This window comes from Brucella haematophila, from assembly GCF_005938105.1.
GTDB classification, from domain to species: Bacteria; Pseudomonadota; Alphaproteobacteria; order Rhizobiales; family Rhizobiaceae; genus Brucella; species Brucella haematophila.
Map to the genome: position 1 here is coordinate 63,129 of NZ_VCPE01000002.1, position 14,121 is coordinate 77,249.

The following is a 14,121-nucleotide window of genomic DNA, read 5'->3' on the forward strand; positions in this document are numbered from 1 at the left end:
TGCTGTCCCTCTATCCTGCCCCTTATGGGGCAAGCGAAGAGAGGAATGCAAGCGGAACTGCGTTATCCGGTCGCAGGTGGTTAATGCATGTTTTGCTGGAAATGCTCTACGTCCCGCGCGGCTTTGCCCGGCGCGTTGCTTCCGCAGTGGCGGGATCTTCCGGCCAGACATGTTTTGGATAGCGCCCACGCATGTCGGACCGGACACCGGCCCATGAGCCTTTCCAGAAACCCGGCAAATCGCGGGTGATCTGGATCGGACGATGGGCTGGCGACAGCAGTTCCAGCAGCAATGGCACCTTGCCATTGGCGATGGACGGATGCTGGCCCAGACCGAACAATTCCTGCACGCGGACCGCCAGCACCGGTTCTTCGGCATCATAGCGGATCGGGATATGCGAGCCGGTCGGCACGGTGAAATGCGTCGGCGCAAGTTGATCCACGCTGCGCTGGAGATCGAAGGGCACAAGGCTCATCAGGCCGTTTTTCAACACATGACCGGGAATGCGGTCGAGCTGCGCTTCGCCGGTCAGGAAGGGCAGCAGCCAGTCTTCCAATGTCTCCAGCAGATGTTCGTCTTCCATGGATGGCCATGGATCGCCAAGCCCGCGATAAAGCCAGCCAAGGCGGCGGCGCAGAATATCGGCTTCCTTGCTCCGGGGCAGAATGCCAAGCCCATGCTCGCGCACGGCGGCAATTACGCCTTCATCGGCTGCACTTCCCGATGGTGCCGACAGAGGCTTTTCCGAAAGGGCGATGGCACCGATGCGCACGGCTTCACGCGCCCTGAGCGCGTTCTTTTCAGGATCGTAGACAACCTGACGCCCGCTCTCGATCCGGTCGCCAAGGGCAGACCGGATTTCCGCCTCCGATACTTCGGCAGCCGAAAGAACCCGCGCGCGGCCTGCCTTGCCCGACATATCCGCCACGACCAGCCAGGACGCACGGCTGAGACTGATCGCACTATCCACCTCCCCGCCGCGACCATTGGCCAGCAGAAACTGCCCGGTCTGGCCGCGCGCTCTGGCGATCCGGTCGGGATAGGCGTCGATCAACATGCGACCGATCCCTGATCCTGCTGGTGCACCCTGATTAGACACATTGGCCGCAAGACGCTTTGCCAGACCTTTGGCCCTTTGGGCGCGGTCAGAACGATCATTGCGAAAGCGCGAAAACCGCGTGTCGAGATCGGTTTCATTGCCGCCAAGCCCACGCTCCGTCAAAAGCACGGCGAGTTCGGCAGCCTTTGAGGCTTCACCGCGCTTGCCCGCCTCGGCCACCATATGGGCAAGACGTGCGGGCAAGGCGAGCTGACGCATGGCTTCGCCGTCGGGAGTCAGACGCCCGGCCTCGTCCAGCGCGCCGAGCCGCCGCAACAAGGTGCGGGCTTCGTTCAGCGCCGGTTTCGGGGGGGCGTCAAGAAAGCTCAGCGTTGCCGGATCGGTCACGCCCCATGCGGCACTGTCGAGCACGAGGCCAGAAAGATCCGCCTCCAGAATCTCGGGCGGCGAAAAGGCTGGCAGTGATGCCGTCTGCCCCTGATGCCAGAGACGAATGGCGATACCCGGCTCCGTTCGCCCGGCGCGGCCCGCCCGCTGATCGGCACTGGCGCGCGATGTGCGCACGGTTTCCAGCCGCGTCAGGCCGGTGGCCGGTTCATATTTCGGCAGACGGGCAAGCCCGCTGTCGATCACCACGCGCACGCCGTCAATCGTGATGGAGGTTTCGGCAATCGAGGTCGCCAGAACCACCTTGCGCTTGCCTTCCGGTGCGGGCTTGATCGCCGCATCCTGATCGCGGCCTTCCATCGCCCCGTAAAGCGGCGCGAGCATCACATGGGCCGGCACACGATCTTCCAGCAGGCGCACCGTGCGCTCGATCTCGCCCTGCCCCGGCAGGAAAGCCAGAATACTGCCCGTCTCTTCCGCCAGCGCATCGCGAATGCTGCGGGCCATGGCGTCTTCCACGCGCTCGTCGGCTTTTCGTTCCCGATATCGAATATCGACGGGGAAAGCCCGGCCCTCGCTTTCGATCACCGGCGCATCGCCCAGAAGGGCTGCCACGCGCGCACCGTCGAGCGTTGCCGACATGACCAGAATTTTCAGATCGTCGCGCAAGGCCGCCTGCACATCCAGCGCCAGCGCCAGCCCGAAATCCGCATCGAGGCTGCGCTCGTGAAACTCGTCGAACAGCACTGCCGCCACGCCCTTGAGGTCGGGATCGTCAAGGATCATCCGGGCAAAGACACCCTCGGTGACGACGAGGATTTTCGTCCTGTTCGACACCTTGCTTTCCAGACGCATCCGGTAGCCGACCGTTTCGCCCGGCTCCTCGCCCAGAAGCTCAGCCATGCGGCGCGCGGCAGCACGCGCGGCAAGACGCCTCGGCTCCAGAAGCACGATCATGCCATCGCCGCGCCAGCTCGCATCCAGCATATGGATCGGCACCAGCGTCGTCTTGCCCGCGCCCGGCGGCGCGACGAGCACCGCGCTTGCATGGGCGTTCATCGCCTCATCCAATTGCGGTAGAATGCGTGTAACGGGAAGATCGGGCAGGCTCGTCAAATGGATTTCCGTAAGATAATGCGTCAGTTTAGTGCTTATCACACAAGGAACAGAGATGATCCATATCCGAAAATCCATTCCAGCCGACGCGCCTGCTCTCACCGAAATCTGGCGGGCCAATGTGCGCGCCACGCATGACTTTCTGAGCCCCGACGACTTCCGGGAAATCGAAAAGCTGGTCGGCGAGCAATATCTGCCGAATGTGGAAGTCGATGTCATTGAAAACGACGGCAAACCGATAGGCTTCATGGGCATGACCGATAACAATATCGACAGCCTGTTCATTTCGCCCGACCAGCGCGGCAAGGGCATTGGCAAATATATGATTGCGCACGCCAAACAACGCGGCGCGCTGACCGTCGATGTGAACGAGCAGAACACGCAAGGCGTGGGCTTTTATCGCCATCTGGGCTTTGTCGAGACAGGTCGCTCGGAAACCGATGATCAGGGACGGCCTTATCCGCTGCTGCATCTCAGGCTTGAGGCTTAAAATCCGGGCCGTGCCAATTGCAGAGAAAACCATTCTTGCAGAAGCCAGTTCAGGAGCAATTGACATACTCCCCCATAGTATATAGGTTTCCGCAAGATCGAGAGGTTTCATGCCGCATTCACCGGAAGATAAAAAGCGTGCGCTGACGCGCCTTCGCCGCATCCGTGGACAGGCGGAAGCGCTCGAACGCGCCGTGGAAGCGGGCACAGAATGTGCAGCGCTGTTGCAGCAGATTGCAGCCTTGCGCGGCGCGGCCAATGGCCTGATGGCGGAAGTTCTGGAAAGTCACTTCCGCGAGACATTCGGGCAAGCGCGTGAGACCATTGTGCGCGACGTCGCAACAGACCCGGATGCCGAGATCGATCAAATCATGCAAATTTTGCGCACCTATCTGAAATAGGACGCCAAACCGAACTAACTATTTGTTTTTGAGCCCATCTTGTCCGAAGATAGTTTCACAATTTTCGGGGATGTGCTCCATATCCAGAAGGAACATCGTCATGAAATCACGTGCAGCCGTTGCCTGGGAGGCAAAGAAGCCTCTCACCATCGAAACCGTCGAAATTGGCGGACCACGGGCTGGCGAAGTGCTGGTCGAAATCATGGCGACCGGCGTGTGCCACACCGACGCCTATACGCTGTCGGGCCTCGATTCCGAAGGCAAGTTCCCGGCCATTCTCGGCCATGAAGGTGCAGGCATCGTGCGCGAAGTCGGCGCAGGCGTAACCTCCGTCAAGCCGGGCGACCACGTGATCCCGCTTTACACACCGGAATGCCGCCAGTGCAAAACCTGCCTGTCGCAGCGCTCGAACCTCTGCACCTCGATCCGCGCGACCCAGGGCCAGGGCCTGATGCCCGACAAGACCACGCGCTTTTCCTGCGATGGCGGCGAAGTGTTCCATTATATGGGCTGCTCGACCTTCTCGAACTTCACCGTTCTGCCGGAAATCGCGGTCGCCAAGGTGCGTGAAGACGCGCCATTCGACAAGATCTGCTATATCGGCTGCGGCGTCACCACCGGCATCGGCGCAGTGATCTACACGGCAAAGGTTCGTCCGGGTTCGAATGTCGTGGTGTTCGGCCTCGGCGGCATCGGCCTCAATGTCATTCAGGGCGCACGCATGGTCGGCGCTGACAAGATCATCGGCGTGGATATCAACCCGTCCAAGGTCGAAATGGCGAAGAAGTTCGGCATGACCGACTTCGTCAACCCGCGTGAAGTGGGCAATGACAAGGTGGTGCAGGCCATTCAGGACCTGACCGATGGCGGCGCGGACTATTCCTTCGACGCAACCGGCAACACCGATGTCATGCGTCAGGCGCTGGAATGCTGCCATCGCGGCTGGGGTGAATCCATCATCATCGGCGTTGCCGAAGCAGGCAAGGAAATCGCCACGCGTCCGTTCCAGCTGGTCACGGGCCGGGTCTGGAAAGGCACCGCCTTCGGTGGCGCACGCGGTCGCACCGACGTGCCGAAGATTGTCGACTGGTACATGGACGGCAAGATCAACATTGACGATCTGATCACCCACACCATGCCGCTGGATGAAATCAACACGGCTTTCGACCTGATGCATGAAGGCAAGTCGATCCGTTCGGTGATTGTCTACTGATGGGCGAAAAGACGCTGATATCCCGCTGGGACGAGCTGGACGATTTTACCCCGCGCGCACTTTATGCGCTGCTGAAATTGCGCGTGGATATTTTCGTGGTGGAGCAGAAATGCCCCTATCCGGAAATCGACGGCAAGGACATTGGCGCTTACCACCTGCGCATTCTTGACGGTGAAGAACTTGCAGCCGCGTTGCGGGTTCTGCCGCCGGAAAGCGAAGGCAAACCCGCCAAGATTGGACGTGTGGTCGTGGCCCCGGATTACCGGGGCTACCAGCTCGGCCGAAGGCTGATGCAGGAAGCAATTGCTTTTTCGGAAGAGCGCTTTCCCGGCATCGCCATCGAGCTGGGCGGCCAGAGCCACTTGCAGAAATTCTATGGCTCATTCGGTTTCGAAGCCATTTCGGACGAATATCTGGAAGACGGCATCCCGCATGTGGACATGCGGCTGCAACCGCAAAGAAAGAGCAACTAATGTTCCTGCTGCGCCGCCATATGTCCTTCTATCTCGCGGCTATCGGCGGCGCGGCAGCCTTTATCGTCTCCTGGCTTCTGAAAAGCCCGCTTGCGCCGGTCATCGGCGCAAACACATTCTTCGTGCTTTATCTGGCACTCACCCTGACCGTGATGCCGAAGCTCACGGCAGCATTTCTCAAAAAGCACGCAGCCAGCACCGATGAGCCGGCATGGATCATCTTTCTGGTGACTTTCGCAACTGTCATCGTTGCGGTTGTGTCGCTGTTCATCGTGATCAACAGGCACCCGCAGGCCGACAGTTTCACGCTGGTGACCACACTTGCATCGGTGCCGCTCGGCTGGGCAACCATTCACATGCTGACGGCCATTCATTACGCCCATGCCTATTGGCAGCCGCGTGATCCGGCGGGCGACGACAGCAGCCATGCCAGCCGCTATCGCGGCGGCTTCGACTTTCCCGGCACGCCGGAACCATCGGGTTGGGACTTTGCCTATTACGCCTATGTCATCGGCATGACCGCCCAAACCTCGGATACGGGCATCACCACCACCGCCATGCGGCGGCTGACGCTGCTGCACAGCGTGGTATCCTATTTCTTCAACACCATTCTCGTCGCGGCAGCGGTCAATGCCGCCGTAGCGCTCGGCAGCTGATGTTGCCCAATCTGCGCATAAATCAGGAACTGGAATTCTTATGACAACGACCCTGGAAACGATTTCGACTGCGAAGTGCTTTGGCGGAACACAAGGCGTCTATCGGCACAAAAGCGAAACCACCCAGTGCGACATGACCTTTGCCGTCTTCCTGCCGCCACAGGCTGCAAACGGACCAGTGCCTGTGCTCTGGTATCTATCCGGGCTGACCTGCACACATCAAAACGTGATGGACAAAGGCGAATATCGGCAATTGGCCGCAGAACTGGGAATTGCCGTTATTTGCCCCGATGTGAGCCCGCGCGGCGATGACGTTCCGGATGAGCCGGATAACTGGCAGTTTGGCAAGGGTGCAGGCTTTTACGTCGACGCGACGCAGGAGCCTTTCGCCAGGAACTACCAGATGTACAGCTATATCACGCAGGAACTGACCGAACTGGTTGCCGCTGAATTTCCGCTCGATATGGCGCGGCAGGCCATTACCGGCCATTCCATGGGCGGCCATGGCGCGCTGACGATTGCGCTGAAAAATCCCGACCGGTTCAAGTCGGCCTCGGCTTTCGCGCCCATCGTGCAGCCGTCGACAGCCGGTTGGTCGAAACCGGCGCTGGAAAAATATCTCGGGCCGGAAGAACGCGCATGGCGTCCCTATGATGCCTCGCTGCTGATCGAGGATGGCTACAAGTTTCCGGCGTTTCTCGTTGATCAGGGCACCGCAGACGGTTTCCTGAATGACGGCCTGCGCCCGTGGCTGCTGGAAGAAGCCTGCAAAAAGGCTGGCATTCCGCTCACGCTCAATATGCGTGAGGGCTACGATCATTCCTATTTCTTCATTTCGACATTCATGGATGACCATCTTCGCTGGCATGCGGAAAGGCTGTAAGCTAAAACAGTTCAATCAAGTGTATATATTGCTTTATCCTGTATACTTTTATAGAACAGGATAAAGAAATGCTTGATTTTGATTACGATCCATATTGGCCATCGCCCTCTTCAAGACACAGAAGCTTTGAAGTGGAAGCTTTTCCAGTTGCAGCCTATCGATTTGATGTGCGCCGTCCAAATGAGGTTGCGAGAAAGGGCGTCCATAACGTCGGAGAATATGGACGCTTTGTGACGACACCAAAACTTTTCGGCTCCAATACGGTGTTTGCATCAGCGACAAAAAATGGAGTTGAAAACTATATAATAAATGACACAGTCAGGTTCTTAAGTACAAACTCGGAAATTAAAAGACGCATATTTTCAGATAGGGAGAGCATTTTTAATGATGAAGGCATAATCGGAAACTTCAATAAACCGTATCTATACAAAATAAAAATTGACACTCATAGTGCAATATTTATAAGAGACCTACATGATGAATTTTTAGATAAGATAGCAAGATACTGTGGTGTGTTACCAAGAACGCAAGAAATAAATTCTAGATATAATATTAACAATGAAATTAATAAATACCTATCCTACAAAACAAATTATCCGCATTACTATAATAATTTCTACGAAGAAACCAAACTATTTTTTAAGAATGACGAAGTTCATATAAACAAGCCAAACATCAATAAAGGTGTTTTGAATGCGTATCACGTCAGCAGAAGTGCGATAAAAACCACCAGCGCAGCAGCTGGATATGAGTTTGTTTCGCTCGATTTTCTGGATTTAGCGATTTGTGTTTAGCAAACCCAATTGAATAGGTTGGAAATTCCCCGCCAGAATCAGTATCGCCGGATCACCTTCATCGGCAGACCGCCTTGCGGCTGCGTGGTGAGCTTTTGCACCGGCCACGGCTTTGTTGTCTCCAGCACATCGAAGCGATGACCGTCGAGCATGGTCGCCAGCGCAATCACCGCTTCCTGCAAGGCAAAGCTGGCCCCGATGCAGACACGTGCGCCAGCGCCGAACGGCAGATACTGGAAACGGTCGAGCCGGTCGCGGTTTTCCGGCCAGAAGCGCTGCGGCATGAAAGCATCCGGCTGATCCCAATAGAGCCGGTGACGATGGATCACCCATGGCATGACCAGAACGGTGGCGCCTTTCGGTATTTCCAGATCGCCATAGCGATCATTTTCCGCCGCCTCACGATTGATCGATGGCGCGGGCGGATAAAGGCGCATCGCCTCTTCGAAAGCGGCGCGCGTGAAAGGCAGGCTGGCCAGCCACTCATGCGGCGGCAGATCGCGCCCGCCCTTTTCGAAGAAAGTGTCGATTTCCGCCTCAACCCGTTCGCGTTCTTCGGGGGCCTTGGCGAGCAGATAAAGCGTCCAGCCAAGCGCCCGCGCTGTCGTTTCGTGACCGGCACCAATGAAGGTGATGATGTTGTCTTCGATCTCGGAACGGCTCAGGCCCTCCGGACCTTCGGCACGCAAAAGCAGCGTCAGGAAATCGCTCGGCACCGCCTCGCCCTTGTCCATACGCGCCTTGCGCATGGCAATCGTGTCCGAGACAAGCGCGCGGAAAAAGCCCAGCGACTGCTGGCCGCGCAAACGCGTGAGACGTGGCAGCCAGTCGGGCAGTCCAAGCAAGTCAAAGGGATCGACGCGACCCATGGTTTCGAACAGCTTGTCGATCTGACGCGCGAAATCATTGGGATCGCCTGCGATCTCGCCGGAAAACAGCGTTTCGGCCAGAATGTCGTAGGTCAACAACGTCATGTCATGGGCGATATCGGTGATCATGCCGCTGGTCTTGTAGCGTTCCACGAACAGGCGTGAACGGTCGCGCATGGCTTCCGCAAAACCGCCGATATGACGCGGCGTGAAGACCGGCGCCATGGCTTTGCGCGAGCGCTTCCACACCTGCCCCTCAGCCGTCAGGAGACCGTCGCGCAGCAGCGGACGCAGCACGCGCTGGCGGATGGCGGACATGGGATAATTGGCGGCATTATCCACCAGCACATGACGGATCAATCCGGGATCATTGGCGATGATGGTCTTGAGGCCGAACCAGCTGACGGAAATCCACCGCTCATTGTAGGATGGCTCGCCCCATAGCTCGAGCGGGTTTTTGTAAACCACGCGCATCATCTCGAAACGACCGACCGGCTTTTCGCGCGGGCGCGGCGCTGGCGGCACGAAGGGCTTGAGCGCTTCCGGTATCATCGTCGCTGTTTCCATCAGGCGCTCCTCGCATCTATCGGGTTTCGAACACCCGCCCAATACCCTGCTTCATGACATATAAGGGCCAATTGTGGCGCTTCCAGAAGCCGATCCGTACCCAGTTTCGTCATATGCGGTGGAGATGCACTCAAACGACCGGAATCCCCGGTAAATTTGCCTCGAAAATTTGGAAAATATGCCGTTAGCGCCTATATTAAAGCCATGTTTGTCGTGTGATTCGACAGTATTTTTGATGCTGCAATTGCAGCAGGCTTCAAGGCTGCATCCGCAGCACGTTTTCGAAAGATTTTCATGAGCGAGACGCCCGAGATGAATTCCGAAGCCCCCGCCGAATATGGCGCGGATTCCATTCGTGTTCTGAAAGGTCTGGATGCCGTTCGCAAGCGTCCGGGCATGTATATCGGTGACACGGATGACGGCTCCGGCCTGCATCACATGGTTTATGAAGTCGTGGACAATGCCATCGACGAAGCGCTGGCAGGCCATGCCACGCTCGTCACCGTGACGCTCAATGCCGACGGCTCCTGCACCGTGACCGATAATGGTCGTGGCATTCCGACCGACATCCACAAGGAAGAAGGCGTTTCGGCTGCCGAGGTCATCATGACCCAGCTCCATGCGGGCGGCAAGTTCGACCAGAACTCCTACAAGGTTTCCGGCGGTCTGCACGGCGTGGGCGTTTCGGTGGTCAATGCGCTTTCGGTCTGGCTGAAGCTGAAGATCCGCCGCTATGGCAAAGTTCACGAAATGAGCTTTACCCACGGCGTCGCCGATGCGCCGCTGGCGGTGACGGGCGATGTGGCCGATGGCGAGACCGGCACTTCCGTGACTTTCCTGCCTTCGACTGAGACCTTCAGCATGGTCGAATTCGACTATGACACGCTGGAACGCCGCCTGCGCGAACTGGCCTTCCTCAATTCCGGTGTGCGCATCAAGCTGACGGACAACCGTCACGCGGACGCCAAGGAACACGAGCTGCATTACGACGGCGGTCTGGTCGAATTTGTGAAATATATCGATCAAAGCAAGAAGCCGCTGATCGACGAGCCGGTTTATATCCGCAGCGAAAAAGACGGCATGACGGTGGAAGTCGCCATGTGGTGGAACGATTCCTACCACGAAAAGGTGCTGTGCTTCACCAACAACATTCCGCAGCGCGATGGCGGTACGCATCTGGCCGGTTTCCGCGGCGCCCTGACCCGTCAGGTCACGGGCTATGCCGATGCGTCGGGCATGACCAAGAAGGAAAAGGTGCAGCTCACCGGCGACGATTGCCGCGAAGGCCTGACCGCCGTGCTTTCCGTCAAGGTGCCGGACCCGAAGTTCTCGTCGCAGACCAAGGACAAGCTGGTTTCGTCGGAAGTGCGCCCGGTGGTCGAAAGCCTCGTCAACGAAGCGCTGTCGATCTGGCTTGAAGAGCATCCGGCGCAGGGCAAGGCCGTGGTCGAGAAGGTCATTCAGGCCGCCGCCGCCCGCGAAGCTGCACGCAAGGCCCGCGACATCACCCGCAAGAGCACGCTGAGCGTGACCTCGCTGCCGGGCAAGCTTGCCGATTGCCAGGAGCGCGATCCGGCCAAGTCTGAAATCTTCATCGTCGAAGGTGACTCGGCAGGCGGCTCCGCGAAAAGCGGCCGCTCGCGCCAGAACCAGGCGATCCTGCCGCTGCGCGGCAAGATCCTGAACGTGGAACGCGTTCGCTTCGACCGTATGTTGTCTTCCGATCAGGTGGGCACGCTGATCACGGCGCTCGGCACGTCGATCGGCAAGGATGAGACGCACGGCTTCAACGCCGACAAGCTGCGTTACCACAAGATCATCATCATGACCGATGCTGACGTCGACGGTGCGCATATTCGCACGCTGCTGCTCACCTTCTTCTTCCGCCAGATGCCGGAACTGATCGAGCGCGGCCACATCTATATCGCGCAGCCGCCGCTTTATAAGGTATCGCGCGGCAAGTCCTCGCAATACATCAAGAACGAAGCCGCCTTCGAAGACTTCCTCATCGAGACCGGCCTTGAAGAAGCGGCCCTTGAAATGGCGAGCGGCGAAGTGCGCGCCGGTCCTGATCTGCGCGCCGTCGTCGACGATGCGCGCACGCTGCGCCAGCTTCTGCATGGCCTGCATACGCGCTACGACCGTCGCGTCGTCGAACAGGCGGCGATTGCCGGTCTGCTCAACCCGGACGCATCGAAGGACAATGCAACGGCACAACGCTCCGCCGATACGGTTGCAACGCGCCTCGACATGATTTCGGAAGAAACAGAGCGCGGCTGGACTGGCCATGTCATGGAAGACGGTGGCTATCGCTTCGAGCGCATGGTGCGCGGCGTCAAGGACGCTGCCATTCTCGACATGGCGCTGCTTGGCTCCGCCGATGCCCGCCAGATCGACCGCGTGGCAGGCCGTATTGCCGAGACTTTCGGTGAGCCGCCAGTGCTGCGCCGCAAGGACAAGTCGGACACCCTGTCCGGTCCGATGGCGCTGCTTGACGCCATTTTCGCGACCGGCCGCAAGGGTCTGACGCTACAGCGTTACAAAGGCTTGGGCGAAATGAACGCCGAGCAGCTTTGGGAAACCACGCTGGACCCGAATGTGCGTTCGCTCCTGCAGGTCAAGGTGACCGACGCGACCGACGCGGACTCGCTCTTCTCGCGCCTGATGGGCGACGAAGTGGAACCGCGCCGCGAATTCATTCAGGAAAACGCGCTAAGCGTTGCCAATCTGGACGTCTGATCCAGTTCTGCACCACCACAAAAAAGGCCTCTGTTCGCAGAGGCCTTTTTATTTGTCTGCTGTTTGCGAACCGGCGGATTGGCCGCGGCAAAAAGAAAGGCCCCGCATTGCGGGGCCTTTCTCATGCAATCCTTCAACGAAGGATCAGAACTTGTAGGCAACGCCCAGACGAACTTCGTTGGTCTTGAAGTCGTTCTTGACGCTGAGGCCACCGAAGTCGATGTTCTTGTCGCCGTAATCGGTGTAGCGATATTCAAGACGAACGATCAGATTGTCGGTTGCGGCATAGTCCACACCGCCGCCAATGGTCCAACCCGTGAGCGTCTTGCTCTCAGAGAAGCCGATACCGTCGATCGTGCCGCTGTTCTTGACATCGCCGAATGCCACACCGCCAGCGATGTAAGGCAGGAAGCGGTCAAAGGCGTAACCAGCGCGGGCACGAACGGCACCCGACCAGCGCAGCTTGTTTTCAAACGAACCAACCTCGAGGTCGCCGTCATAAACGCGGATGCCCTTCGACAGGTCGTTATAGGTGATGTCACCGTCGATACCGAGAACAACATTGTTGCCCAGATCGAAGTTGTAACCGGCATAGAGACCGCCGAGGAAACCATCCGGCTTCACGCTGTCATTGGTGAAAACGTCGCCGCTGAAGTCGGCCTTGCCCCAGCCGTAGCCAACCTGGCCACCGATATAGGCACCGTTCCAGGTAAACGTCGGAGCAACGACAACAGGTGCTGGCTCTTGTTCGATAACCGCGTCAGCAGCCTTTGCGCCGGTGGCAGCAACGAGGGCGACGGTGGATGCGAGAAGAAGCGTCTTGAGCTTCATGATGAACCTCCTGAAGGAAATTTACTGAACCAAGCTTGCCTTCAATATAAGCGATTGCTCACAAAAGTCTGTAGCAGCGGGGCCACAGCAAGAGAAATCTGCAAAATGCCGTACACGAAGCCGTGAAACCACCTCCTATAGTTAAAAATTGGGCAATAACTGCCCAAAATGCCGCAAGACCTGCGCGCTATATTAATCCCGATCCAATCAAGCTATAGAAAGTCGGGCTTAATGGGTGGGAGGCAGATATGCGGATAGCAGGCAGCAGCGAACGGATCGACTGGGTCGATATTGCCAAGGGCATCTGCATTATCTTCGTCGTCATGATGCATTCCACGCTCGGTGTCGAAAAGGCAGCAGGCGCTGAAGGCTGGATGCATTATGTGGTCGCCTTCGCCAAGCCGTTCCGCATGCCGGATTTCTTCATGATTTCCGGACTGTTTCTCAGTCTTGTCATTGACCGGCCATGGCGGCGTTATCTCGACCGCAAAGTCGTGCATTTCCTGTATTTCTACATTCTGTGGCTGACGATCCAGTTTGCCTTCAAGGCGCCAGGCATTGCCAGCGAAGCTGGGGTTTCGGGCGTCGTGCAGGCCTATCTCATGGCCTTCCTTGAGCCATTCGGGACGCTCTGGTTCATTTATATCCTGCCCGTCTTCTTTATCGCGACACGGCTTTTGAAGCGCGTGCCGGTGGGCGTGACCTTTACCGTGCTGGCCGTGCTGGAAATCCTGCCTGTGCATACAGGCTGGGTAATGATTGACGAATTCTGCTCGCGTTTCGTTTATTTCTTCGCCGGCTATGCCTTCGCACCGGCCATCTTCAAGATCGCTGACTGGCTGCGCCAGCGCCCGCTCGTCGGCATGGCCGGGCTGCTCATCTGGGCCCTTGTCGAATACAAGCTTGTTTTCATGCCGGTGCCGGAAAGCCTCTCTTCGCTGATCGCTCCGGCAAACGATCTTCTGAACGGGCGCGGCGCTGTCAGCGATCTGCCCATTATTTCGCTTCTGCTGGGACTGGTCGGCGCGCTGGCGATCATTTCGACCTCCTCGCTCTTAAGCCTGCTGCCTGCGCGATACTGGCTGCATCGGGCACTGAGCTGGCTCGGCGCACATTCGATTGTGATCTATCTGGCCTTCTTCCTGCCGATGGCCATTGCGCGCACAGTGCTGCTGAAATTCGGCTTCATCGATATCGGCACCGTATCGCTTTTGACCACCGCATCCGGCGTGGTCGGGCCAGTCATTCTTTATGGGCTTATTCAATGGACCGGCTATGGACAGTTTCTGTTCCGCCGCCCGGCATGGGCTTACATTGACAATAGCGAGCAAAAGAAAACAGTAAACTTTGCGACATAATATTCAAAAATTAAAACATAAAACAAGCTATTGAAATATTACCTACAAAATACTGTATTTTTATTTCATAAAAACTTCATAATTACATTGTAGCCTATAGAAACTCTTTTAATATGAAGAGTTATTTTTACTTTTTGAGATGGATCTTACAATGAAGATTTTTATCAACTTAGCCATTGCCGGAATTATCAGCGCAGCCAGTATCAGTTATGCTAATGCATGCATTATATCTTCTGATTATAAAAGCTGCACAAAGGAATGCGACAAACTAATCCCGGGTTTGAA

The 14,121-nt window shown here is 57.3% G+C and carries 12 protein-coding genes; 9 read left to right on the top strand and 3 right to left on the bottom strand.

Features of this window, described 5'->3' with window-relative positions:
- Positions 1-106: 106 nt before the first annotated feature.
- A complete protein-coding gene (gene hrpB / locus FGI60_RS03120; RefSeq protein ID WP_138783912.1) occupies positions 107-2,563 on the bottom strand; it encodes an ATP-dependent helicase HrpB in 2,457 nt (818 codons plus the stop codon).
- Positions 2,564-2,618: 55 nt separating this feature from the next.
- On the opposite strand from hrpB, the gene FGI60_RS03125 reads away from it, so the two are divergent.
- The 7 genes from FGI60_RS03125 (at position 2,619) to FGI60_RS03155 (ending at position 7,472) form a co-directional block, all read left to right on the top strand.
- Entirely contained in the window at positions 2,619-3,053 is a 435-nt protein-coding gene (locus tag FGI60_RS03125; protein ID WP_138783913.1) for an acetyltransferase, read from the top strand.
- A 109-nt stretch (positions 3,054-3,162) separates the two neighbouring features.
- The gene (locus tag FGI60_RS03130; RefSeq protein ID WP_078339659.1) at positions 3,163-3,453 is read left to right on the top strand and encodes a metal/formaldehyde-sensitive transcriptional repressor; all 291 of its coding nucleotides are present in this window, start codon (positions 3,163-3,165) and stop codon (positions 3,451-3,453) included.
- A gap of 100 nt (positions 3,454-3,553) precedes the next feature.
- The gene (locus FGI60_RS03135; protein WP_078339660.1) at positions 3,554-4,666 is read left to right on the top strand and encodes an S-(hydroxymethyl)glutathione dehydrogenase/class III alcohol dehydrogenase; all 1,113 of its coding nucleotides are present in this window, start codon (positions 3,554-3,556) and stop codon (positions 4,664-4,666) included.
- Complete coding sequence (locus tag FGI60_RS03140) at positions 4,666-5,139, top strand: GNAT family N-acetyltransferase (protein WP_138783914.1); 474 nt, start codon at positions 4,666-4,668, stop codon at positions 5,137-5,139. The genes FGI60_RS03135 and FGI60_RS03140 overlap by 1 nt, the downstream gene beginning before the upstream one ends.
- Positions 5,139-5,795: a DUF1345 domain-containing protein gene (locus tag FGI60_RS03145; protein WP_138783915.1), complete on the top strand. Its 657-nt coding sequence runs from the start codon at positions 5,139-5,141 to the stop codon at positions 5,793-5,795. Before FGI60_RS03140 ends, FGI60_RS03145 begins: the two co-directional genes overlap by 1 nt.
- 52 nt (positions 5,796-5,847) lie before the next feature.
- Positions 5,848-6,678, top strand: a complete 831-nt coding sequence (gene fghA, locus FGI60_RS03150) for an S-formylglutathione hydrolase (protein WP_138784227.1) — start codon at positions 5,848-5,850, stop codon at positions 6,676-6,678.
- A 68-nt stretch (positions 6,679-6,746) separates the two neighbouring features.
- Positions 6,747-7,472, top strand: coding sequence for a hypothetical protein (locus FGI60_RS03155; RefSeq protein WP_138783916.1), 726 nt, complete (start codon positions 6,747-6,749; stop codon positions 7,470-7,472).
- 38 nt (positions 7,473-7,510) lie between these two features.
- On the opposite strand, the gene FGI60_RS03160 is transcribed toward FGI60_RS03155, so the two are convergent.
- On the bottom strand, positions 7,511-8,908 hold the full coding sequence (locus FGI60_RS03160; RefSeq protein ID WP_138783917.1) for a cytochrome P450: 1,398 nt from the start codon (positions 8,906-8,908) through the stop codon (positions 7,511-7,513).
- A 294-nt stretch (positions 8,909-9,202) separates the two neighbouring features.
- Here FGI60_RS03160 and gyrB point away from each other — a divergent pair, with 294 nt between their 5' ends.
- On the top strand, positions 9,203-11,647 hold the full coding sequence (gyrB, locus tag FGI60_RS03165) for a DNA topoisomerase (ATP-hydrolyzing) subunit B (RefSeq protein ID WP_138783918.1): 2,445 nt from the start codon (positions 9,203-9,205) through the stop codon (positions 11,645-11,647).
- 144 nt (positions 11,648-11,791) lie between these two features.
- Here gyrB and FGI60_RS03170 read toward each other — a convergent pair whose 3' ends face one another.
- The gene (locus tag FGI60_RS03170) at positions 11,792-12,478 is read right to left on the bottom strand and encodes an outer membrane protein (RefSeq protein WP_138783919.1); all 687 of its coding nucleotides are present in this window, start codon (positions 12,476-12,478) and stop codon (positions 11,792-11,794) included.
- 248 nt (positions 12,479-12,726) lie between these two features.
- Between FGI60_RS03170 and FGI60_RS03175 the strand changes: the two genes are divergently transcribed.
- Positions 12,727-13,836, top strand: a complete 1,110-nt coding sequence (locus FGI60_RS03175; RefSeq protein ID WP_138783920.1) for an acyltransferase family protein — start codon at positions 12,727-12,729, stop codon at positions 13,834-13,836.
- Positions 13,837-14,121 lie beyond the last annotated feature (285 nt).